The organism is Neorhizobium tunisiense (assembly GCF_039631515.1).
Taxonomy (GTDB): Bacteria; Pseudomonadota; Alphaproteobacteria; order Rhizobiales; family Rhizobiaceae; genus Neorhizobium.
Window position 1 is genome coordinate 1,737,686 of record NZ_JBDIUU010000001.1, and the last position, 21,313, is coordinate 1,758,998.

At 61.5% G+C, this 21,313-nt stretch carries 22 protein-coding genes; 3 read left to right on the forward strand and 19 right to left on the reverse strand.

The genetic code is table 11. From position 1 onward, the window contains the following. Positions 1-53: 53 nt before the first annotated feature. Positions 54-995 (reverse strand): nucleoside hydrolase, encoded by a 942-nt coding sequence (locus tag ABCW43_RS09075; protein ID WP_345923218.1) that lies wholly within the window; start codon positions 993-995, stop codon positions 54-56. A gap of 194 nt (positions 996-1,189) precedes the next feature. Between ABCW43_RS09075 and ABCW43_RS09080 the strand changes: the two genes are divergently transcribed. Continuing rightward, positions 1,190-1,618, forward strand: a complete 429-nt coding sequence (locus ABCW43_RS09080; protein ID WP_345923427.1) for an Hsp20 family protein — start codon at positions 1,190-1,192, stop codon at positions 1,616-1,618. 44 nt (positions 1,619-1,662) lie between these two features. Next, positions 1,663-1,920 carry a BQ00720 family protein gene (locus ABCW43_RS09085; RefSeq protein ID WP_037079396.1) on the forward strand — a complete coding sequence of 86 codons (258 nt, stop codon included), beginning with the start codon at positions 1,663-1,665 and terminating at the stop codon, positions 1,918-1,920. Between the two features lie 4 nt (positions 1,921-1,924). On the opposite strand, the gene trmB is transcribed toward ABCW43_RS09085, so the two are convergent. The 16 genes from trmB to ABCW43_RS09165 form a co-directional block, all read right to left on the reverse strand. Next, a complete protein-coding gene (gene trmB / locus ABCW43_RS09090) occupies positions 1,925-2,626 on the reverse strand; it encodes a tRNA (guanine(46)-N(7))-methyltransferase TrmB (protein ID WP_345923222.1) in 702 nt (233 codons plus the stop codon). An 84-nt stretch (positions 2,627-2,710) separates the two neighbouring features. Continuing rightward, positions 2,711-3,970, reverse strand: coding sequence for a methionine adenosyltransferase (gene metK / locus ABCW43_RS09095; RefSeq protein WP_345923224.1), 1,260 nt, complete (start codon positions 3,968-3,970; stop codon positions 2,711-2,713). A gap of 185 nt (positions 3,971-4,155) precedes the next feature. Continuing rightward, positions 4,156-4,572 carry a helix-turn-helix domain-containing protein gene (locus ABCW43_RS09100; protein WP_037079404.1) on the reverse strand — a complete coding sequence of 139 codons (417 nt, stop codon included), beginning with the start codon at positions 4,570-4,572 and terminating at the stop codon, positions 4,156-4,158. Between the two features lie 152 nt (positions 4,573-4,724). Continuing rightward, positions 4,725-6,326 carry an apolipoprotein N-acyltransferase gene (gene lnt, locus ABCW43_RS09105; protein WP_345923227.1) on the reverse strand — a complete coding sequence of 534 codons (1,602 nt, stop codon included), beginning with the start codon at positions 6,324-6,326 and terminating at the stop codon, positions 4,725-4,727. A gap of 97 nt (positions 6,327-6,423) precedes the next feature. Further along, the gene (locus tag ABCW43_RS09110) at positions 6,424-7,608 is read right to left on the reverse strand and encodes a hemolysin family protein (protein WP_345923229.1); all 1,185 of its coding nucleotides are present in this window, start codon (positions 7,606-7,608) and stop codon (positions 6,424-6,426) included. A 9-nt stretch (positions 7,609-7,617) separates the two neighbouring features. After that, positions 7,618-8,127: an rRNA maturation RNase YbeY gene (gene ybeY, locus ABCW43_RS09115; RefSeq protein WP_345923231.1), complete on the reverse strand. Its 510-nt coding sequence runs from the start codon at positions 8,125-8,127 to the stop codon at positions 7,618-7,620. A gap of 18 nt (positions 8,128-8,145) precedes the next feature. Further along, positions 8,146-9,201: a PhoH family protein gene (locus ABCW43_RS09120; RefSeq protein WP_345923234.1), complete on the reverse strand. Its 1,056-nt coding sequence runs from the start codon at positions 9,199-9,201 to the stop codon at positions 8,146-8,148. Between the two features lie 24 nt (positions 9,202-9,225). Beyond that, positions 9,226-10,638, reverse strand: coding sequence for a tRNA (N6-isopentenyl adenosine(37)-C2)-methylthiotransferase MiaB (miaB, locus tag ABCW43_RS09125; RefSeq protein WP_345923236.1), 1,413 nt, complete (start codon positions 10,636-10,638; stop codon positions 9,226-9,228). Positions 10,639-10,680: 42 nt separating this feature from the next. Further along, positions 10,681-11,484, reverse strand: coding sequence for a lyso-ornithine lipid O-acyltransferase (gene olsA, locus ABCW43_RS09130; protein ID WP_345923238.1), 804 nt, complete (start codon positions 11,482-11,484; stop codon positions 10,681-10,683). Then, positions 11,481-11,909, reverse strand: coding sequence for a Fur family transcriptional regulator (locus ABCW43_RS09135; RefSeq protein ID WP_345923240.1), 429 nt, complete (start codon positions 11,907-11,909; stop codon positions 11,481-11,483). Before ABCW43_RS09135 ends, olsA begins: the two co-directional genes overlap by 4 nt. A 41-nt stretch (positions 11,910-11,950) precedes the next feature. Then, the gene (locus ABCW43_RS09140) at positions 11,951-12,445 is read right to left on the reverse strand and encodes a GNAT family N-acetyltransferase (RefSeq protein ID WP_046628535.1); all 495 of its coding nucleotides are present in this window, start codon (positions 12,443-12,445) and stop codon (positions 11,951-11,953) included. A gap of 17 nt (positions 12,446-12,462) precedes the next feature. Next, the gene (gene tsaB, locus ABCW43_RS09145; protein ID WP_345923243.1) at positions 12,463-13,128 is read right to left on the reverse strand and encodes a tRNA (adenosine(37)-N6)-threonylcarbamoyltransferase complex dimerization subunit type 1 TsaB; all 666 of its coding nucleotides are present in this window, start codon (positions 13,126-13,128) and stop codon (positions 12,463-12,465) included. Positions 13,129-13,146: 18 nt separating this feature from the next. Continuing rightward, complete coding sequence (locus ABCW43_RS09150) at positions 13,147-13,713, reverse strand: NifU family protein (protein WP_038583397.1); 567 nt, start codon at positions 13,711-13,713, stop codon at positions 13,147-13,149. 115 nt (positions 13,714-13,828) lie between these two features. Continuing rightward, entirely contained in the window at positions 13,829-14,308 is a 480-nt protein-coding gene (locus ABCW43_RS09155; RefSeq protein WP_345923247.1) for a universal stress protein, read from the reverse strand. A gap of 135 nt (positions 14,309-14,443) precedes the next feature. Next, positions 14,444-15,508 (reverse strand): tryptophan--tRNA ligase, encoded by a 1,065-nt coding sequence (gene trpS / locus ABCW43_RS09160; RefSeq protein WP_105432150.1) that lies wholly within the window; start codon positions 15,506-15,508, stop codon positions 14,444-14,446. Between the two features lie 96 nt (positions 15,509-15,604). Beyond that, positions 15,605-16,003 carry a VOC family protein gene (locus ABCW43_RS09165; protein ID WP_345923250.1) on the reverse strand — a complete coding sequence of 133 codons (399 nt, stop codon included), beginning with the start codon at positions 16,001-16,003 and terminating at the stop codon, positions 15,605-15,607. A 364-nt stretch (positions 16,004-16,367) separates the two neighbouring features. On the opposite strand from ABCW43_RS09165, the gene ABCW43_RS09170 reads away from it, so the two are divergent. Further along, positions 16,368-16,808: a peptidoglycan L,D-endopeptidase MepK gene (locus ABCW43_RS09170; protein WP_345923252.1), complete on the forward strand. Its 441-nt coding sequence runs from the start codon at positions 16,368-16,370 to the stop codon at positions 16,806-16,808. Here the strand turns inward: ABCW43_RS09170 and murJ are convergent. Together murJ and ABCW43_RS09180 are read right to left on the reverse strand one after the other, a co-directional pair. Further along, on the reverse strand, positions 16,805-18,373 hold the full coding sequence (gene murJ, locus ABCW43_RS09175; RefSeq protein ID WP_345923253.1) for a murein biosynthesis integral membrane protein MurJ: 1,569 nt from the start codon (positions 18,371-18,373) through the stop codon (positions 16,805-16,807). The genes ABCW43_RS09170 and murJ overlap by 4 nt on opposite strands. A 10-nt stretch (positions 18,374-18,383) precedes the next feature. Continuing rightward, on the reverse strand, positions 18,384-21,221 hold the full coding sequence (locus tag ABCW43_RS09180; protein ID WP_345923255.1) for a [protein-PII] uridylyltransferase: 2,838 nt from the start codon (positions 21,219-21,221) through the stop codon (positions 18,384-18,386). Positions 21,222-21,313: the final 92 nt, after the last annotated feature.

A 21,313-nucleotide genomic window follows, 5' to 3' on the forward strand; every position in this document is an offset into this window, starting at 1 on the left:
AACGCAGAAAAGCCGCCGTGCAACCGGCGGCTTTTCCTTGTCCGCTGTTCCGCTTAGAGACGCGAAACCCGTTCCGTCAGCAATTCAAAAAAGCCGTCAGCATCTACGTGGCGCATCACCTTGGCGTTCGGCTTGCGGCCGGAGACGTGCCACCAGTCGACCACCGTCATGCCGACCGTCAGTTCCGAGCGCGTCTCGATCTCGACATTGCAGTCGCGGCCCGAGAAGAGTTCGGGCTTCAGGAGGTAGGCTATCACCGTCGGGTCATGCAACGGTCCGCCATCCGAGCCGTATTTTTCGATGTCGAAGCGCTCGAAAAAGGCGAGCCACGCGACCAGCACCTCTGCAGGGCGGGTACCGAGCGCGGCGATCTTCTCGACGCGGGCTCTCGTCGTCAGCAATTGATGCGTGACGTCGAGCGGCATTATGACGATCGGCATGCCCGAGGCGAATACCATCTTTGCCGCTTCCGGATCGACATAGATGTTGAATTCGGCAGCCGGCGTGATGTTGCCGCCTTCGAAAAAGCCGCCGCCCATCATCACCAGTTCCTTCGCGCGCGCCGCGATATCCGGCGCTTTCTCAAGAGCGAGCGCGATATTGGTGAGTGGCCCGAGCGTGCAGAGCGTTACCGTTCCGGCGGGCTCGGTGCGCAACGTGTCGATGATGAAGTCGACAGCATGCGTATCTTTCACCGGCATGGTCGGTTCAGGCAGTTCGATGCCGTCGAGGCCCGTCCTGCCGTGAACGTGCTCGGCGGTTACCTGTGGGCGCACGGTTGGCTTCGGCGCGCCCTCGTAAACCTGCGCGTCCGGCCTGCCGCAGAGTTCGCAGATGATCCGGAGGTTGCGGCTTGTGTAGGAAAGCGGCACGTTTCCGGCGACCGCGCAAAGGCCAAGCACCTCGATCTCGCCGGGGCTCGCAAAGGCAAGCATGATTGCCGCGGCATCGTCCTGACCCGGGTCGGTATCGATGATAATCTTCCTGCGCTGCATGAAAACTCCCGTTTTCCGCGGTAGTGGTCCACAACCTTGCATCCTGTCAAGTGCCGCATGATCGGCATGGAGTAGCCGTGACATCAGTCCCGGCGCTCATCCTTGCGGTCGCCGCCGGAACCTCCCATATAACAAGCGAGTTGACGGGCCGCGTGGCGGGTGTCGACAGGGTCGCTTGTTGCAAGGACTGGACTATGAGCCGAATGACGCCGTTTGCGAGCCCCCTGCTTCTGGGCTTCGACGCCATGGAAAAGACCCTCGAACGCCTCGCGAAGTCGAACGACGGTTACCCTCCCTATAATATCGAACGCATCCGCGCTGACGCTTCCGGGGCCCCCGAGCGGCTGCGAATCACGCTGGCTGTCGCCGGCTTTTCCGAAGCCGAGCTTGAGGTGACGACGGAAGAAAACCACCTCGTGATCCGCGGACGGCAGACCGAGCAGGGTGAGCGCGACTATCTTTACCGCGGCATTGCTGCGCGGCAGTTCCAACGTATGTTCGTGCTGGCCGACGGAATGCAGGTTTCCGGCGCCTCGCTCAAGAACGGTTTGCTGTCGGTTGACCTTATCCGCCCCGAGCCGGCACGCATGGTGCGAAAAATTAACATTTCCGTCTCAGAGTAGGTCAATGGCGCTAATGCCGTTGCCCCTCAATGCTGGAGGCTGGAATGCTCCTGAAAGAAGCGAATACGCGTTTGACGCAGTCCGAACTTGCTCATCTGGGCGCTGGAGAGGTCGGGTATATTCGCAAGATGCGGTCAGACGAAGTGTCCCGCTGTTTCCCTGAAGCCCCGGATATCGATCCAAGTCTCGATCTTTGGGCCCTGTTCGGCGCAGATGGTACGCCGATCCTTCTGACAGACAATCGCTCCAGCACCTTCTTCAAGGCTGCTGAAGACGACCTGAAGACCGTCAGCCTGCACTGACCTTTCAGGTTTTCCTGAACGTCAGATAGGCCGAGGAGCGGCCTTCCCGGCGAGCCTTGTTCTCGTATCGTGTACCGGGCCAGCCGGCGAACGGCGTCAGCCAATCCGACGATTGCTCCGCCTGCCATTGAAAACCGCCGTGGTCGCGGCAATGGATCAGCGTCCAGTTGACATAGGTGTCGATGTCGGATGCGAACAGGAACAGGCCGCCCGGCTTCAGCACGCGGTGGAAGCGGCCGAGATTGACCTCAGACACGAACCGCCTTTTCCAATGTTTCCGCTTCGGCCACGGGTCCGGATAGAGCAGGTCGATGCGATCGAGCGACGCATCCGGCAGCCAGTCCAACACCTGCGTGGCGTCGTCGTCATAGACCCGGATGTTCTTGAGCCCCAGCTCGTCCACCCGCGACAGAAGCTTCGCCATGGAATTGACGAAGGGCTCGACGCCGATGAAGCCGGTCCTGGCGCTTTCCTGCGCACGGTGGACCAGGTGCTCGCCGCCGCCGAAACCGATTTCCAGCCGCAGCTCCTCGACCGGTATCGGAAATATCTCTGAAAGCACCGCCGGCGCTGGCGCCTGAAGATCGAGCTTCAGCGCCGGCAGCAATGTCGCAATCCCTTCCGCCTGGCGTTCGCGGAGCTGCTTGCCCTTGCGGCGCCCGAAGAAGGCTTCGGTGCTGCGGCTCGGGTGCTGCGGTTCGGTCATAGGCTGGTCTCTCATGATAAAAGCGGGCGTCTCCGTCAGGAGGCACCCGCTTTACAGTTTTATGGAGCTATCCGTAAAGGCCGATCAGGCGGCCTTGAGGGTCTCTTCCTTCAACGCATCCTTGAGCGGCTTCGCCAGATCGGTCTTCTCCCAGGAGAAAGAACCGTCGCGGCCGGCCTTGCGGCCGAAGTGGCCGTAAGCGGAAGTCTTGGCATAGATCGGCTTGTTGAGGTCGAGATGGCGGCGGATGCCGGTCGGCGACAGGTCCATGACCTTGCGGATGGCGGCTTCCACCTGGTCTTCCGTCACGCCCTTGCCCGTGCCGTGCAGGTCGACATAGATCGACAGCGGCTGGGCGATGCCGATGGCGTAGGAAATCTGGATCGTGCAGCGGTCGGCAATGCCGGCAGCGACGACGTTCTTTGCCAGATAGCGAGCGGCGTAAGCGGCCGAACGGTCGACCTTGGTCGTGTCCTTGCCGGAAAATGCGCCGCCGCCGTGGGGAGCCGCGCCACCGTAGGTGTCGACGATGATCTTGCGGCCGGTCAGGCCCGCGTCACCATCCGGGCCGCCGATCACGAACTTGCCGGTCGGGTTGATGTACCACTTGCAATCCTTGGCGATCGGCAGGTCGCCGAGCGCTTCGCGGATATAGGGTTCGACAACCTGACGGACCTTCTTGGAATCCCAGCTCTCGTCGAGGTGCTGGGTCGACAGCACGATCGAATCGACCGCGGCCGGCTTGCCGTTTTCGTAACGCACGGTCACCTGGCTCTTGGCGTCCGGGCCGAGCTTGCCGGCATCACCCTCGCCCTTCTTGCGGGCGGTTGCGAGCAGCTGCAGGATCTTGTGGGAGTAATAGATCGGCGCCGGCATGAGGTCCGGCGTTTCCTTGCAGGCATAACCGAACATGATGCCCTGGTCGCCGGCACCTTCGTCGCCCTGCTTGTCGGCCGCGCTGTCAACGCCCTGGGCGATATCAGCGGACTGTGAATGCAGCAGCACATCGATCTTGGCCGTCTTCCAGTGGAAGCCTTCCTGCTCGTAACCGATGTCGCGGATCGCCTTGCGGGCGGCGGACTTGAACTTCGAGGGATTGATGACGTCCTTGCCGTCCTTGTCCTTCTTCATCAGGCTCGGCGGCAGGCGGACTTCGCCAGCGATAACCACACGGTTCGTGGTCGCCAGCGTTTCGCAGGCAATGCGCACGGTCCAGGGATCGACGCCGGTCTTAGCCGCCTCGCGGTACACAAGATCTACAATTTCATCGGAGATACGATCACAAACCTTGTCCGGATGGCCCTCGGCAACGGACTCGCTGGTGAACAGATAACTTGCGCGCATTACGGGATTCCCCTCAAAGAAACGAACGCACCTGTGTTAGTGATTTCCATCGACAAACACAAGCGTACAACGACATAAATATATCTTTATGTGTGAAAGCCGGGCATTCCCGCAACACCCGCTGCCTCATCATAAGCAACAAAAAAGCGGCCCGGAGGCCGCTTCTGTGCTGATATCAATAAGTCTTATTCGACCTCGGCATCCGCTGCCAGGGCCTTTACGAGATCTACCACACGCCGGCGAACTTTCGGGTCCGAGATCTTCACGAAAGCCCGGTTCAGCTGCAGGCCCTCGGAGGAGGAGAGGAAATCGACCACGTAGTTGGAGCTCGAGGCTTCCGCCATGCCGCCCTGACCGCCCTGATCGCCCGGCGCATCTTCGAAGAAGAAGGAGACCGGCACGTTGAGAATGCTGGAGATGTTCTGCAGACGGCTCGCGCCGACGCGGTTCGTGCCTTTTTCGTATTTCTGAATCTGCTGGAACGTGATGCCAAGGCTTTCACCCAGCTTTTCCTGGCTCATTCCGAGCATGGTCCGGCGAAGGCGAATCCGGCTTCCGACGTGAATATCGATCGGGTTCGGCTTCTTTTTGTTTTCAATCATAACGATGTCCTGACGACGTTTGTTGTTTAATCCTCACAACCCGGTCTGCGTGTGGAGATACACTTCGCGCGGCTGGTCACAACAGGCTCAACGTTTGAAGCATATGGCGAGACGAAAGGCTGGGACCACTATGCAATTTTAGGGGTTTTTGGTCAATTCGTCCTGAAATTAAAACCAGCGCGCGAGACGACTGCAATCAACAACATCAGCGCAAGAACCAACCAGAAGTGCTGTTCCCGAGCATTCACATCCCAATGCGAGATGGAAACACTTCCCACGGTTGCATCCATCACGCCTTTTTGATTATAGGCCATCCCCCGGATCAGCCTTCCGAAGGGGTCTACAACTGCTGAAATGCCGGTATTTGCCCCGCGAATCAGCGGCAGGCCGTTTTCGACGGCGCGGATTCGAGCCTGTTGGAAGTGCTGGTACGGTCCCGGCGTCGCGCCAAACCAGCCATCATTGGTGACATTCAGAAGCGCGCTCACCCGCTCCACGTCCGGCCCGATCTCGTCCGGGAAGATCGCCTCGTAACAGATCAGCGGATAGAAGGCCCTGCCCCCCGGCAGGGTCAGCATGGCCCGCACGGGCGCCGCACTGAACCCACCCGGCATGGCGATGGCATCGGGAATGCCAAGGTTGCGCAGCAGATCCTCGTAGGGGACATATTCCCCGAACGGGACGAGATGCAGCTTGTCGGATGCCGAAACGATCTGGCCCTCGCTGTCGATCACATAGATCGAATTATAGAAGCGCGGCGCGAAACCTGCTCCGGCATCTTCCGACCGCACGGCGCCGGTGATGAGGACCTGGCCATCCTGCAGCACCTCGGCGATGCGGGTCAGCGCATCCGGGTTCTGGGTCAGAATGAAAGGCACGGAAGTTTCCGGCCAGACGATGATGTCCGGCCGCTTGCCGCCGTTTTCCGGCGGCAAGGACGACAGCGCCAGGTGTTCCTCGAAGATCGCTGCCCGTTCGGCATCGTCCAGTTTTCGCGCCTGGTCGATCACCGGCTGAACGATCCGGACGACCGGCTGACTGTCGGCAGCCGGCGCCGGCGCGGCGTCGGCGATGTGCAGACGGTAGGCGCCATAGCCCAGATGAGCGGCGAACAGTAGCCCGGCGAGCGTCAGCCCGGCCCCCATGCCCTTCCGGGTGCCGATCAGGGCCGGTGCCGAAAATACGAAGACGGCGAGAACCGTCACGCCAAAGATGCCGAGCACGGCTGCAGACTGCATCATCAGCGGTATGGGCATCGCGCCATATCCGACCGCATTCCAGGGGAAGCCGGTGGCGACGAAGCCGCGCAGCCATTCGGCAAGACCAAAGCCGAAAGCCAGCGAAGCGATCCGCCCGAACCCATCCGACCAGAAGATGCGGGCAACCGCCGCAGCAAGACCGTAGAAGAGAGCGAGATAGGCAGGCAGGCCGAGAACCGCGAACGGCAGCGCCCAGGCAAACTCATCGGCTTCCACCAGAAGCGCGTTGCCGAGCCACCAGAGGCCGGCGACGAAATAGCCGAAACCGAAGACCCAGCCGATCCAGAAGGCCGAACGAAACCGGGCGAACCGTCCACCATCCGGATTGCCGGTGGAACCATCCATCAGCCAGACGAGCAGCGTGAAGGAGATGAAAAGCGCCGCGAAGAAGTCGAAGGGCGGCAGGGCGAGCGCCCCGACCGCTCCCGCGAGAAAAGCGACGACGACGCGCGGGAAGCCCCAGAGAAGCATGATCCTGCCCGCCAGCCGCTCCATCTATGTTCCCTTCCGCCCCCGAATCAGCGGCTGCAGTCTTTCAAAAAATGGCGGGCTTGTCGTGAGGTCAAAGAGGCGCGGACACTTCAGGGATCATTCAGGCCTGGTGATTGCGCCGGTCGGCGTCCTGAGCGGGTGGTGCCGGCAGCAGGACAGTCGTCGGCGTCTGATCGGTGAGCAACATTTCGCCCTCCCCTTTCTGGCGGCGGCGCGCCAGCGTCCGCTTGCGCAGAATCCGGACACGCTTGATGCGGCGAGGATCGGCCTCCAGGATCTGGAATTCGAAGCCGGGCACCGCCTGCACCACTTCGCCGCGCACGGGGATACGGCCAAGCGCGGAGAAGATCAGCCCGCCCAGCGTATCGACATCGTCGAGGCGGTCGCGAATGTCGAAATCGGAACCGATCGCCTTGGCGATCTCCTCGAGTTCGATACGCGCATCGGCAACGAAGACATCCTCGCTGGTGCGCGAGAACATGACCTCTTCGTTGTCGTGCTCGTCCTCGACATCGCCGATCACCATTTCGACGATATCCTCATGGGTGACGAGACCGTCGGTGCCACCATATTCGTCGATGACGAGCGCGAGTTGGGTACGGGCGGCCTGCATGCTCTGCATGAGGTCGGAGGCGAGCATCGAAGGCGGCACGAACAGGATCTTGCGGATCAGCCCGGCTTCGGCGACCGTCTGTTCCAGGTCGACGCGGCCGAGATCGAAGGCAGGCCGCGGGGTGCGCACGGTCTTTTCCGCCTTTTCCGGCTTGTCAGTGGCAAGCGGCATCGGCTGGGCGGGTGCGGCGCGCGCGCTGGTGCGGCGTTTGTTGCGAGCCTGCTTGGCGAGATAGGAGAGGAGGTCGCGGATATGGACCATGCCGCGCGGATCATCCAGCGTATCGTTATAGACCGGCATGCGCGAGCGGCCGGTTTCCTCGAAATGGATCATCAGCTCGCCGATGGTCATGGCCATATCGACCGCCTCGATATCGGCACGCGGCACCATGATGTCTTCGACGCGGATCTCACGGAACCGGAGAATGTTGTGCAGCATCGCCCGCTCCTCGGGCGAAAAGGCATTGCTGATATTGGTGTCGGTCATCAGCGCGTCGGCGAGGTCCTCGCGGAGCTTTTCGCCCTGCGACGGCCTGAGCAGCCTGACGGCGCGCGACCAGAAAGAGCTTTGGTGTTTTTGGGCTTCCGCTCGAGACGGACTACTGCCCTCTTCCGAGGAACTCGAGTCGGCGTCCTTGCCCTCACGGGTCGGGTTTGTCGAAAAGTCGTTCATTGGTCCAGACTATACTATCGGGTCTTGCCCCGCATAGGGGTCAGATAGGCCAAGGGTGGCCAAAATGCGAATCTCCAACGCTTCCATTCGTTCCGCTTCGTCCGTTTGCATATGGTCGTAGCCGAACAGATGCAGGAAACCGTGGACGAGCAGATGGGTCAGATGATCCTCGAAACTCTTGTCGAGATCAACCGCTTCCCGCTCAACCGTCTCGCGGGCGATGACGATATCGCCGAGCATCGGGCCGGGCATCTTGCCCGGTTCGAGCGGAAAAGCCGGAAAAGACAGCACGTTGGTCGGCTTGTCCTTGCCGCGCCATTCGGCATTGATTTCCTTGATCGCCGCGTCGTCGGTAAAGACCAACGACAATTCCGGGGCGATTTCCGGGAATGGTTGTTTTTCCCGGTCCACCAGGAATTCGGCCGCCGCGCCAAGCGTTTTTTCGCTCAGGGCCAAAAGGGCCGGCTCTTCGGGCCAGCCCTCGTCTTCAATGCTGATCTGTATGTCGAGTTGGGGCATAAGGTTTGGAGCCGACCGTTACCGGTCGACTTCCTCGCTCTCCTCGTGGACGGCATATTGCGCATCATAGGCCCTGACGATGCGGCCGACCAGCGGATGGCGGACCACGTCGGTATCCTTGAAGCGGATCACCGAAATGCCTTCGACGCCCTTCAGGATCTGCAGCGCTTCCACGAGGCCGGACTTCACGCCGCGCGGAAGGTCGACCTGGCTCGGGTCACCGGTGATGATCATCCGGGCATTTTCGCCGAGACGCGTCAGGAACATCTTCATCTGCATCGACGTGGTGTTCTGCGCCTCGTCGAGGATGACGGCAGCGTTTGCGAGCGTGCGACCGCGCATGAATGCGAGTGGCGCAATTTCGATGACGCCGGCGGTGATCGCCCGCTCCACCTTGTCGCCGGGCATCATGTCATAAAGCGCATCATAGAGCGGCCGCAGATAGGGATCGACCTTCTCCTTCATGTCACCGGGGAGAAAGCCCAGGCGCTCACCGGCTTCGACGGCCGGGCGCGAGAGGATGATGCGATCGACGGCGCCGCGTTCCAAAAGCTGGGCCGCGTGCGCCACGGCAAGGTAGGTCTTGCCGGTACCAGCCGGGCCGACACCGAAAACGAGTTCCGACCGTTCCAGCGCCCGCATATAGGCGTCCTGGGTCGGAGTGCGCGCGACGACCGTCTTCTTCTTGGTTGAAATCTGGCTCATGGAGAGCTTGGCTTTTTTCTCCAGCGTCGGCAGCTGCAGTTGGTCGTCCGCCGCTTGCGCCATGCGGATCGCGCCGTCGACATCGGAGGTCTCGACCGACCCGCCCTTCTGGACACGCTCATAGAGGAAATCCAGCGCCCGGCGCGCCTGGTTTGTCGCGGTCAGATCGCCGGAGATGGCCACCGAGTTGCCGCGTGCCCTGGCATCGATATGGAGCCGCTCTTCGAGAAGTTTGAGATTCTGATCGAACTGACCGAAAAGCTCGCTGGCGAACCTATTGTTCTCGAACGTCAGGACAAAGTGATTGGCGTCGGTAGCGGCGGTGCGGGGTTGGCGCGCGGATGAAGAAACCAATTCACGTCCGTTCAAGTAGGCAAGCTCCTCGATGTTAACTCAGGCGCCTATTAAACTCTCTGCCGGTTCGGCAAACAAGCTGTTCGGGCCGGTTCCGCTGATTCGTACCTGGATAATGTCACCGATTTGCGATGTTTTTGCATCAACATTCACAGATTGAAGCCAGGGAGAACGTCCGATTACCTGTCCTGGCATGCGACCGGGCTTTTCCAGCAACAGATCGATGACCTTTCCGACGCAGGATTTGGCGAACCCGGCCTGCTGTTTCAAGAGCAGGGCCTGCAATCTTTCGAGCCGATCCGCCTTCACCTCTTCCGGCACCTGATCGCCGAGGTCGGCGCCGGGCGTGCCGGGGCGGGTCGAATATTTGAAGGAATAGGCCTGGGCGTAGTTCACGTCCTCGACGAGGCGAAGCGTGTCTTCGAAGTCCTTGTCCGTCTCGCCGGGGAACCCGACGATGAAATCTCCGGCGATGGCGATATCCGGCCGGGCATCGCGGATGCGCTCGATCAGGCGCAGATATTCGGCGCCCGTATGGCGACGGTTCATGGCTTTCAGAATGCGGTCCGAACCGGCCTGAACCGGCAGATGCAGATAGGGCATCAGGGTGCGCAGGTTGCGATGCGCTTCGATCAGGCGATCATCCATGTCGCGCGGATGGCTGGTCGTATAGCGCAGACGCGCGAGGCCGGGGATTTCCGCCAGGCGATAAAGAAGGTCGCCCAAGCTCCATTCGCCGCCTTTCGGGCCTTCCGCACGCCAGGCGTTGACGTTCTGGCCGAGCAGCGTGATTTCGCGAACGCCGCCATCGACCAGCCGCCATGCTTCGTCGACGATCTGCTGTACGGGTCGGGAGACTTCCGAACCGCGGGTATAGGGAACCACGCAGAAGGTGCAGAACTTGTCGCAGCCTTCCTGAACAGTGAGAAAGGCCGTGACGCCGCGGGCGCGGATTTTCGCCTTCTCGGTTGCCGGCAGGTGCTCGAACTTGTCCTCGACGGCGTATTCGGTATCGACGACAGGCTTTCCGCCGCGGGCGCGCCTCAGCGCTTCCGGCAGACGATGATAGGTCTGCGGGCCGATCACGACGTCGACGGCCGGCGCACGGCGGATGATTTCCTCGCCTTCCGCCTGGGCGACACAGCCGGCGACGCCGATCATCAGCTCCCGGCCTTCGGCAGCGCGTGCCTTCTTCATGTCGCGAAGACGCCCAAGCGCAGAATACACCTTGTCTGCCGCCTTCTCGCGGATGTGACAGGTGTTGAGGAGGATTAGGTCGGCCTCGCTCATCTCTTCGGTCGGCACGTAACCTTCCCCGGCCAGCGCATCGCTCATGCGGCCTGAATCATAGACATTCATCTGGCAGCCGTAGGTCTTGATGAAGACCTTGCGGGAATTCGAGCGCTGGACCGGCTCGTCAGCGGCCGCGGAAAGGGAGACATGTTCGTTCATGGCTGCTCCATACCGCAAGAAGACCCGGAAATGAAGCGTTTCCTAAAGGGTGTCGTAGTCACGACCCCGCAGATGGCGGATCAGCATGCGGCGAAGCCGGCTCGTCACGGCCATGCTCAGATGCTTGCGGTTATCGCCGGCGCGGAAATCGACCGTTTCCCCGAAGGCGACGTCCACGTCGAGCGCCCCTTCCTTCAGGACACCGAGCAGATGCGGCATGAGTTCGATATCGCCCGGCCAGGCGGCGATCGGCCGATGATAACGGCCCATGGCCATGCCATGGATGCGGGTATAGGCGATCGCCACCGGTTGGACATGCACGACGCCTTCCGGCGTGCGCTGCACCGCGGCAGCAGCAGCGCCGAACAATGACGACTTGACCTCCAGAAGCCGGTTGCCGTCGGAGGTGGTGCCCTCGGGAAAAAGCACGACGATCTCGCCGGCCGCCATGCGCTCGGCGATCTCGTTCACCTGATCGCCGGTGCGGCGCTTCTGCTCGCGGGCGACGAAGATGCTCTTCTGCAGCTTGGCGAGCGTGCCGAAGACCGGCCACTCCGACACTTGCATCTTGGCAATGAAGACCACGTCGGCGATTGCGCCGAGCACGAGAATATCCTTCCACGACGCATGATTACAGGCAAGCATCAGCGGCCGGCGACGCTCCAATGTGCCGTGAACATGAATACGGATGCCGAGCAGGAAACAGGCGGTCTTATGCCAATAGCGCGGGATATAGCGGCGGATCTTGAGATCGAGGGCGAGGCCAAGGAGCTGAAACGGCCACAAAATCAGCGTAACTGCGAGAAGAACGACAAAAACGAAGCCGATCCGCGCCCAGGTAATCACTTATCGTCCTTGTCCAGCGGGATGCCGTAGAGCTCCAGCCGGTGACCGACGAGACGGAACCCGTGTTCCCGGGCGATGCGTTCCTGCAGCGCCTCGATTTCCGCCGAGCGGAACTCGATGACGTTGCCGGTATTGAGATCGATCATATGGTCGTGGTGTTCCTCAGGCACGGTCTCGTAACGCGAGCGGCCGTCGCGGAAATCGTGACGCTCGATGATCCCCTCGTCCTCGAAGAGTTTCACGGTGCGGTAGACCGTCGAAATCGAGATGCGCGAATCGACCTTCGAGGACCGGCGATAAAGTTCCTCGACATCCGGATGGTCAACGGACTCCTGCAGGATACGCGCGATCACGCGGCGTTGATCCGTCATTCGCATGCCTTTCTCGGCACACAGCTCCTCCAGGGTCTTGGAAAGGTCTGTCATGTCGTTTTGGCCTTCGAAACGTTCCCGTAGAAGTTAACGGACTAGCGAAGAACTCGGCTCATGACAAGCGCCGTGGATCGCGTCCCGTCCGGCCCCGCATAATAGGCGGGTCGCTCGCCCACTTTCTGGAAACCGAGCTTGCGGTAAAGCTCGACAGCAGGGCGATTCGCCGCCTCCACTTCCAGGAACATGCTCTCTCCGCCGCGCGCCGCCGCCTCTCGCAGGGCGGCCTGCATCAGACGCCAGCCAAGCCCCACCCGGCCGAATTTCTCGTTGACGGCGACTGTCAGGATCTCCGCCTCGCCGGCTGCTTCCCGCGACAGAACAAAACCACCGAGCGGCTTGGAGAAAAACGCATTGGTCTGACGGGCGATAAAACCGAAGACATTTTGCTGCAGGAGCAGGTTCTGGAATTCCCCGTCACTCCACTGGCGTGGAAATCGCTGGCCATGCAGTTCGGAGATCTCCAGGCAATCGCTCGCCTCCATCGGCACGACTTCGAAATACGGCTTCCAGGTCAGGTAATCGTCGAGCATCGGCGCAGTCTGTACATTCACGAACGGGCAAGGGCAAAACCGGTCTGCGGTTTCGCATCTGGTCCACGAAGATACAATGGTTTGGGACGTTGCGCATCCACAGGTTTTTCGGCGGCTATGCGCGCGACAACGGTGATATCGAAGCGGTCCCGGCCGTCATAATCGGCCGCTCCCTTACCAAGGGAGTGATCGACCCAGGAGCCGGTCGCTGCCGCCGAAAGAGATTTGGCCAGTTCCGAAGCGTCCTCCGGCGAAAGCGCGGCGGGTTGGCTCAACGCCTCGCCCGCAGCGGAAAATGCCTGTGTGTAGACTTCGTTGCGCTTGGCATCCATGGCGACCACGACCGGATGGCCTGGATGTTCGCCAAGGAATTTGACCGCAAGAGCCTCAAGCGTGGTCACTCCGACCGATTCGACACCAAGGGCCAGCGCCAAACCACGGGCGGCCGCAACGCCGACGCGAATGCCGGTGAACGAGCCGGGGCCGATGACGACCGCCACACGCTCGACTGACTTGAGAGGAAGGTTGGCGACGGCGAGCGCTTCATCGATGACCGCCATCAGCCTTTCGGCATGGCCCTTGCCGATCGTCTCGGTCACTTCAGACAGCACTTTGCCCGCGGCGCTGTCATAGAGCGCTGCGGAGCAATCCACCCCGGCGGTATCGATGGCGAGAACAATCATTCAACGGTGCCGGCGGGCTCAGAGAGCTTCGACCGCCTGCACTTCCGGAACGAAATGCTTGAGCAGGTTCTGTACGCCGTGCTTCAGCGTCGCAGTGGAGGACGGGCAGCCGGAGCATGCGCCCTTCATGTTGAGGTAGACCGTGCCGTCGCGGAAACCCTTGAAGGTAATGTCGCCGCCATCCTGGGCGACGGCCGGGCGGACGCGGGTCTCGAGCAGTTCCTTGATCGTCGCGACGATCGTTTCGTCGTCCTCATCGAAGAACTCGCCTTCGACGTCGGATGCTTCCGCAAGCGTGGACGTACCGCCCATGACCGGCGCACCGGACATGAAGTGCTCCATGATCGAGCCGAGGATCGCCGGCTTGAGGTGCTGCCATTCGGCGCTTTCCTTGGTCACCGTGATAAAGTCGTAGCCAAAATAGACGCCGGTGACGCCGGAGATGCCAAACAGACGCTCGGCCAGCGGGGATGCTTCCGCCTCGCCGGCATTGCGGAAATCGGCGGTGCCTTTATCCATGACGACTTTGCCAGGCAGGAACTTCAGGGTCGCCGGGTTGGGGGTGGCTTCCGTCTGAATGAACATCTCGTCTCTCCTGGGGCACGGCGCCCCTCGCAAATTTAGAACTCTTCAAAAGAAGATAAGCCGTATCAGCTTTTCGTTCAAGTGCTCCTTTGCCTGCGCAAGATCAAGTCCGCAATCAGGCCAGCGCGTCGATTTCGTCGGCCGTCAGCGTGTCGGGCAGCACGGTGACGGGAATCGGGAAGGCTGCAACGGCGGACACCAGGGGTCCCGGCCCTTCCTTGGTGGAGCCGGCCGCCAGGACGAGGACGGCGATATCGCGGTCCTCGTCGACCAGCTGGATGATCTGTTCGCTGGCGTTGCCTTCGCGGATGACGATTTCCGGATCGATGCCGATCGTCTCGCGCACCTTCTGGGCGGCCTTGGCCATCACTGCATCCGCTTCTTCGCGGGCCTCGGCACGCATGATCTGCTCGACGCCCAGCCACTGCTGGAAATCGCCCTCGGGGATAACGAACAGCAGGACGAGACCGCCGTTGGAGTTCTTGGCGCGGCGCCCGGCGTAATGGACCGCCTTTTCACATTCCGGCGTGCCGTCGATGACCGCCATGAACTTGCGCCGGTGCCCTTCAAGCCGCGATAGCCGTTTCGATACCATGCCGCCCCTCCTTCGCATGTAGACGACCCAAGTAGTCGTGATGCGGAACTTATACCAACCGAAGAAAATGAAAACCCGCCACGAATGTCGTGACGGGTATGCAATCTTTGCGTGACTTGAAAGGCGCCGATAATCTCAGCGCAGGAAACCGACGATGTCGAAGACATCTCCCATGACCTTCTCGGCGCGGGCGCGGGCGCGCTCGCCGCCATCCTTGAGGATCGCATCAATATGGGTCGTGTCGTCCATGAGGCGGCGCATTTCCGACGTGATCGGCGCGAGCACGTGAACGGCGAGGTCGGCGAGAGCAGGCTTGAAGACCGAGAACTGCTGGCCGCCATACTCGGCGAGAACGTCGGCCTTGGTCCTGTCGGCAAGGGCTGCATAGATGCCAACCAGATTGTCGGCTTCCGGGCGACCCTTCAGACCTTCGAGTTCGCTCGGCAAGCCCTCCGGATCGGTCTTGGCCTTGCGGATCTTCTTGGCGATCTCTTCCGGCTCGTCCATCAGGTTGATGCGCGACAGGTCCGACGGGTCGGATTTCGACATCTTCTTGGTGCCGTCACGCAGTGACATGACGCGCGGCGCCGGCCCCTCGATCAGCGGCTCGACCAAAGGGAAGAAACCATGGATCGGCTCCTCGCCGACGACCATGTCGACGCCGGTGCCGGCGGCGCGGATCTTCTCCTGGAAGTCGATGTTGAACTTCTGGGCGATATCGCGGGCAAGCTCCAGATGCTGCTTCTGGTCGTCGCCGACCGGCACGTGGGTGGCCCGGTAGACGAGAATGTCGGCGGCCATCAGGCTCGGATAGGCGAGCAGGCCGAGCGAGGCGTTCTCGCGATCCTTGCCGGCCTTGTCCTTGAACTGGGTCATGCGGTTCATCCAGCCGATGCGGGCGACGCAATTGAAGACCCAGGCGAGCTCCGCATGCTGCGGCACGGCCGACTGGTTGAAGACGATATGTTTCTTCGGATCGATGCCCGAAGCAATGAAGGCGGCCGCGATCGAGCGGATCTGTCCCCGCAGGTCGTCATGGACCAGCTGGGCGGTGATCGCGTGCAGATCGACGACGCAATAGATGCAGTCGTTGTTTTCCTGCAGCGCCACGAACTTGCGGATCGCGCCGAGGTAGTTGCCGAGGTGGAGATTGCCGGTCGGCTGGACGCCGGAAAAGACAAGCGGCTTGAAGGTATTCATATCGTCCTCAATAGGCTGGTGGAGGGCCCCAGACCCGAAGGGTCATGTTGCTAACGCGCGGGCTTATGCACGGCGAAGCGCAGGGGATCAAGAGCATCAGCGTGCCGCGTGTTCAATCAGATCCCAGGTGTTGCCGTAGGGATCGGCAAACACCGCCACCGACCCGTAAATCTCATGCCGCGGCTCCTCGAGGAAACGGACGCCCATGGCGGTCATGGCGGAGTGATCGCGGGCGAAATCATCCGTCTTGAGGAAAAACCCGACGCGGCCGCCGGTCTGGTTGCCGATCGCCGCCTTCTGCGTGTCGGTGGCAGCTTCTGCCAGCAGCAGCGCCGCGCCCTCGCCGCCCTTCGGCTTCACCACGAGCCAGCGTTTACCTTCCGGCTGGACGCTGTCCTCCAGGCAATCGAAGCCGAGCACGCCGCAATAGAAATCCTTTGCCCGGTCGTAGTCGTCGACGATCAGGGCCACGAGAAACAGCGATTGGATTGGCATGCAAAACTCCGGAGCAGATTGACTTTCGCCCGCCAGGAATGGCGGTCCGGCGGAGGGTGAAAAGCCGGTTCAGGGCGCGTCCCTAAACACTATAGCGACAAAAGAACCACCACCATAACCATTCGAGGTAGGACCGGGAAACGACTACCTCTTTGGCAGCATCTCGCCTACGTCAATACGCCTAAAGGCAAAATTTTTCCTCCATCCTCTCCGAATAGATTAACAGACGTTAGCCTTTTAGGCAGCCACAATCCCATTTCTGAGCAAAAGCCTCCTTATTCGCGCCCCTTTTGGAAAGGAAATACCCAGGCGCACCACGGTTAACCGGTCATCAACGACACGGTCTGTTCTCGGGGGATATCCCATGCGCATCATATTTCGCGTCGCGCTTTCCTGCCTATTGGCGCTAGGCCTGAATGTCACCGCAGAAGCTGGCGAAAGCCAAAAGCGAAGAAGCACTTCCTTCAAGCACGATTATTCAGCCTTCTTCACCGTGCAGCGGATCAGCGTGCGAACGAGCTGCTTCCCGGAAAAGCTGGGGGCTATCCTTGCGCATATTGCGCGCGAGACCGGGCGCAAGCCGATGGTCACGTCGGGCCACCGGCCGCATTCGGGCAGATCGCAGCACAGTCATTGTTATGCGGCCGACATCCGGGTACCGGGCGTGTCGGAACGAGCAATCCTCGCCGCCGCGGCGAGCGCACCCGGCATCGGCGGCATCGGCCGCTATTGCAACGGCATCGTACATGTGGATGTCGGGCCGAAACGCCGCTGGGCCTATTGCGGGCGGCGCAAGCGGGGTTAGGTCTTTGGCTTCCGCTTGACGTTCCGGCGTATCATGCCGATGTCGGCGCCGCCGATCAGGAAGGCGCAGGCGAAATAGACAACCATCGCCAGGACGAGCAGGCAGGCGAGCGCCGCGACCTGATGGATCAGCAGGGCATCCGGGATCAGCCATGGGCTGGCATAACGGAGCGCATAGATCAGCGTTGCGGACATGATGGCCGTCGAGACGAGCAGCAGGGCAGTTCGCCTTGCGAGTGCCCATTCCCATGTGAGGTGACCGCGCCAGACGAGCGTCGTGAACAGGAGAACGGTATTGGTCCAGCCGGCCGCGGCCTCGGCCGTCGCAATGCCGCGCTCGGCGATCAGCGGGAAAAGTGAAATCGCCAAGCCGGAATTGATGACCACCGAGAGCATGGTGAAACGCATCGGCGTCCTGGTGTCCTCGCGGGCATAAAAGCCGGGCTGCAGCGCCTTGATCAGCACGAAGCCCGGCAGGCCGATGCCATAGATGGCGAGGATCGAGGCGACGACCGAGGTGTTTTCGGCGGAGAAGGCGCCTCGCTCGTAGAGCACGCGGATGATCGCGTCCGACAGGATCCAAAGCCCGGCTGCGGCCGGAAGCGTCAGGAACAGCACAAATTCGATAGAGCGGTTCTGGGTATTGGCGGCTTCCTTGAGATGCCCGCCCTTCAGGGCACGAGCAAGTTCCGGCAGGAGCACGACGCCGACGGCGACGCCGACCACGCCGAGCGGAAGCTGGTAGATACGGTCGGCATATTGAAGGGCGGCGATCGCGCCTTCCTTGCCGGAGGCGATCGCCTGGCCGATGATCTGGTTGATCTGGGTGATGCCGCCGGTGACGGCCGCCGGCACCGCGAGCACCAGCAGGCGCTTGACGTTCGGCGTCATCCTGGGGCGGCGGAAGCCGATATTGATGCCGGCATGGCGCACGCCGGCATAAACGACGGCAAGCTGCAGGATGCCGGCCGCCAGCACGCTCCAGGAGAGATACCAGGCGATGGTCAGCGGATCGGCATTAATCCAGAGGCCGTAGAGCAGCGCCCCGATCATCACCACGTTCAGGAAGACCGGGGCAATGGCGGCGGCGAAGAAGTGATGCAGCGAATTGAGCATGCCGCTCATCATCGCCGTCAGCGACATGCACATCAGATAGGGGAACATCACTGCCGCCAGGCGGATGGTGATGGAGGTCTTTTCGGGATCGTCGGCGAAGCCCGGCGCGATGATCCATTCCACCAGCCACGGCATCATCAGTTCCATGACGATGGTGATGATCATCAGCGCCGAGAAGAGAACGCCGAAAACCTCTTCCGAAAAGCGCTTGGCGCCCTCGACGCCGTTCGCCTCGATCTCCTTCGAAAACAGCGGCACGAAGGCCGCATTGAAGGCGCCCTCGGCAAATAGCCTGCGGAAGAGGTTCGGGAAGCGGAACGCAGCATAAAAGACGTCTGCCATCGGGCCGGTGCCGAGCGCCGCCGCCATGAAGGTCTCGCGCGCAAAACCGAAAATCCGGCTGCCGAGGGTCGCGCCGCCGACTGTCGCGAATTTCTTGACGAGGCTCATCGGGCGGAGCTCACATGCTTGCCTTCGACTTGCGCGGCTGCGGCGCCTGGTCCGGATTGGGGGCCGGCGCGATCATGCCCATCGGCATGCCGCTTCTGAGTTCGTCCTCCTGCTCGGACATCACAGCCTTCAGCCGTGCGGCGATATTGCCCTGGCGGTTCTCGTTCACGACCTTCTGGCCGACGAGATCGGTGACATAGAAGGTATCGATGACCTTTTCCCCGAAGGTGGTGATGCGCGCCGAATGAATGTCGAGCGACAGATCGGCGAGCACGGCGGTGATATCCGCGAGCAGGCCGGTGCGGTCGAGGCATTCCACCTCGATGACCGTGAACTTGTTCGACAGGCCGTTCGAGAGGATGACCGACGGCGGAATGGTGAAGGTCTTGTTGCGCTTGCGCGACTTGGCGCGCGTCGCGATGACTTCCGGCAGGCGCTTCTTGCCCGACAGCACGTCCTCGATCATCCGGCTGATCGTGCCGGCGCGGCGCAATTCGTCCTCGTCCACCGGGAATTCCCGGTTGACCAGAATGGTGTCGAGCGCCCGTCCGTCCGAGGTCGTAAAAATCTGCGCGTCGGCAATATTGGCGCCCGCCGCAGCGCAGGCGCCGGCGATGATCGACAGCAGGCGCGGATGGTCCGGCGCCAGGACCGTGATCTCGGTGATGGCGTGGAAACTGTCGGTCCTCACCATGGTGGCGAGCGCCTGGCCTGCCTTGTCCGTATCGCGAAGGAATTTCGTATGACGGACCTGGTCGTCCAGCGAGACCGACAGGAGGTAGGGCTGGTAGTGCAGTTTGGAATAAGTGCGGCGGTCCTTGGCGCTCCAGTCGGCCAATGCCTTGACGAGTTCCTCCTCGGCGAGCTTGGCCCGTTCCTTGCGCGATACCTCGGAGAAGCCGCCCGAGAGCAGCAGCTCGGTCTCGTAATAGAGCGTGCGCAGGAGCTGGCCTTTCCAGCCGTTCCAGACACCCGGGCCGACGGCGCGGATATCGCAGATGGTCAGGATCAGGAGCAGCTTCAGCCGGTCCATCGACTGCACCTTCTCGGCGAAGTCGGTGATCGTCTTGCGGTCGTGCAGGTCGCGGGTCTGGGCCGTCATCGACATCAGGAGATGCACTTCGATCAGCCAGACGACGAGTTCGGTCTGCTTGGCATTGAGGCCGAGACGCGGGCAAAGCTTGCGCGCGATGCGGGCGCCGGCGATCGAGTGATCCTCCTGGCGGCCTTTGGCGACGTCGTGCAGGAGCACGGCGACATAAAGCGCCTCGCGCTCTTCGACACTCGGCATTACCTTGTTGGCAAGCGGATGGATGTCGGCGGCCTTGCCCCTATCGACTTCCGACAGCGCCTCGACCGAGCGGATCAGATGCTCGTCGACCGTATAGTGATGATACATGTTGAACTGCATCATCGCGACGACCTTGCCGAACTCCGGAATGAAGCGGCCGAGCACGCCCGCCTCGTTCATCCGGCGCAGCATCAGCGCCGGATCACGCCGCGAGGTCAGCATCGAGAGGAACAGCCGGTTGGCCTCCTCGTTTTCGCGCACATCGTTGTCGATCAGCGAGAGCGAGCGGGTCATGCGCTTCAGCGCGTCGGGATGAAGCTCCAGCCCGTTGATATCGGCCACATGGAAAAAGCGGATGATATTGACCGGATCCCGCTTGAAGACGTTCGGGTCGGCAAGCGTGATGCGGCCGCGGTCCACGACGAATTCAACAGTGCCGGGGATCTTGTTGAGACGTTTGGTGAAGCGCGAGATGACGCGGTTGGTGAGGCCGGGGGCCGCCTTCGCCTGCTGCTCCTCCAGCGCGGCGCAGAGAATGCGGGTCAGGTCGCCGACATTCTTCGAGACGAGGAAATAGTGCTTCATGAAGCGTTCGACGGCGGAGAGGCCGGGACGCGAATGGTAACCGAGGCTTTCGGCGATCTCGCGCTGGATGTCGAAGGAGAGACGCTCCTCCGCCTTGCCGGTCAGGAAATGCATCTGACAGCGCACCGCCCAGAGGAAGTCGTCTGCCTTTTCGAACGAGCGCGCCTCCTCGCGGGAGAGAACGCCGAGCTTCACCAGTTCGGTCGTCTCGCGAACCCGGTAGTAATATTTGGCGATCCAGAAGAGCGTATGGAGGTCGCGTAGGCCGCCCTTGCCTTCCTTGACGTTCGGCTCGACCAGATAGCGCGTATCGCCGGCCTTCTCGTGGCGATTGTCGCGTTCGGCAAGCTTGGCGGCGATGAATTCCGGGCCGGTGTCGGCAACGATTTCGTTGTCGAAACGGCTCTCGAGGTCGTTCACCAGCGCCTCGCGGCCGCAGATGTAGCGGCTTTCGAGAATGGCGGTGCGGATCGTCATGTCCGTCTTGGACAGCCGGATGCATTCTTCAACGGTGCGGGTGGCATGGCCGACCTTGAAGCCCATGTCCCACAGAACATAGAGCAGGAACTCGACGGCCTTGCGCATGGTTTCGGTATTTCGGGGAGGCAGCAGGAACAGGAGATCGATGTCCGAACCGGGCGCCAGCGTATCGCGGCCGTAACCGCCGACGGCCGCCACGGCGATATCCGTACCCTCGGTATAGAGACCTTCGGCAATCGTCTCGTAGAGGACGCGGATCAGCTGGTCCTGGAGCCAGGAGATGCGGCGGGCGCAATTCAGCCCGCTGCCGTCCTTGGAGAGAAGCTGGCGGGCCTTTTCGCGGCCCTCGACGCTTGCCCGGCGAAGCAGCGGCAGAAGCGCCGCGCGCAATTCGAGCTGGGGGCGGTCCTTGTCTTTGACGATCGCCTGGCAATCGGCCCGAAGACGGGCCACGTCGAGAAGTTCAGAAAAATCGATGTCGTGTCTGGCCATGTTATCCTGCCGGTGCCCGGCCTGCGGAGGGAGGCTATAATCTTTTTGAGGCACCTTGACCAACGATTATCATCATCGGACGTTTCAAAGTT

Excerpts from the sequence above, each read along its gene's own strand:
- ABCW43_RS09075 (WP_345923218.1), bottom strand. The coding sequence starts at position 995 with ATGCAGCGCAGGAAGATTATCATCGATACCGACCCGGGTCAGGACGAT.
- ABCW43_RS09080 (WP_345923427.1), top strand. The coding sequence starts at position 1,190 with ATGAGCCGAATGACGCCGTTTGCGAGCCCCCTGCTTCTGGGCTTCGAC.
- ABCW43_RS09085 (WP_037079396.1), top strand. The coding sequence starts at position 1,663 with ATGCTCCTGAAAGAAGCGAATACGCGTTTGACGCAGTCCGAACTTGCT.
- trmB (WP_345923222.1), bottom strand. The coding sequence starts at position 2,626 with ATGACCGAACCGCAGCACCCGAGCCGCAGCACCGAAGCCTTCTTCGGG.
- metK (WP_345923224.1), bottom strand. The coding sequence starts at position 3,970 with ATGCGCGCAAGTTATCTGTTCACCAGCGAGTCCGTTGCCGAGGGCCAT.
- ABCW43_RS09100 (WP_037079404.1), bottom strand. The coding sequence starts at position 4,572 with ATGATTGAAAACAAAAAGAAGCCGAACCCGATCGATATTCACGTCGGA.
- lnt (WP_345923227.1), bottom strand. The coding sequence starts at position 6,326 with ATGGAGCGGCTGGCGGGCAGGATCATGCTTCTCTGGGGCTTCCCGCGC.
- ABCW43_RS09110 (WP_345923229.1), bottom strand. The coding sequence starts at position 7,608 with ATGAACGACTTTTCGACAAACCCGACCCGTGAGGGCAAGGACGCCGAC.
- ybeY (WP_345923231.1), bottom strand. The coding sequence starts at position 8,127 with ATGCCCCAACTCGACATACAGATCAGCATTGAAGACGAGGGCTGGCCC.
- miaB (WP_345923236.1), bottom strand. The coding sequence starts at position 10,638 with ATGAACGAACATGTCTCCCTTTCCGCGGCCGCTGACGAGCCGGTCCAG.
- ABCW43_RS09135 (WP_345923240.1), bottom strand. The coding sequence starts at position 11,909 with ATGACAGACCTTTCCAAGACCCTGGAGGAGCTGTGTGCCGAGAAAGGC.
- ABCW43_RS09140 (WP_046628535.1), bottom strand. The coding sequence starts at position 12,445 with ATGCTCGACGATTACCTGACCTGGAAGCCGTATTTCGAAGTCGTGCCG.
- tsaB (WP_345923243.1), bottom strand. The coding sequence starts at position 13,128 with ATGATTGTTCTCGCCATCGATACCGCCGGGGTGGATTGCTCCGCAGCG.
- ABCW43_RS09150 (WP_038583397.1), bottom strand. The coding sequence starts at position 13,713 with ATGTTCATTCAGACGGAAGCCACCCCCAACCCGGCGACCCTGAAGTTC.
- ABCW43_RS09155 (WP_345923247.1), bottom strand. The coding sequence starts at position 14,308 with ATGGTATCGAAACGGCTATCGCGGCTTGAAGGGCACCGGCGCAAGTTC.
- trpS (WP_105432150.1), bottom strand. The coding sequence starts at position 15,508 with ATGAATACCTTCAAGCCGCTTGTCTTTTCCGGCGTCCAGCCGACCGGC.
- ABCW43_RS09165 (WP_345923250.1), bottom strand. The coding sequence starts at position 16,003 with ATGCCAATCCAATCGCTGTTTCTCGTGGCCCTGATCGTCGACGACTAC.
- ABCW43_RS09170 (WP_345923252.1), top strand. The coding sequence starts at position 16,368 with ATGCGCATCATATTTCGCGTCGCGCTTTCCTGCCTATTGGCGCTAGGC.
- murJ (WP_345923253.1), bottom strand. The coding sequence starts at position 18,373 with ATGAGCCTCGTCAAGAAATTCGCGACAGTCGGCGGCGCGACCCTCGGC.
- ABCW43_RS09180 (WP_345923255.1), bottom strand. The coding sequence starts at position 21,221 with ATGGCCAGACACGACATCGATTTTTCTGAACTTCTCGACGTGGCCCGT.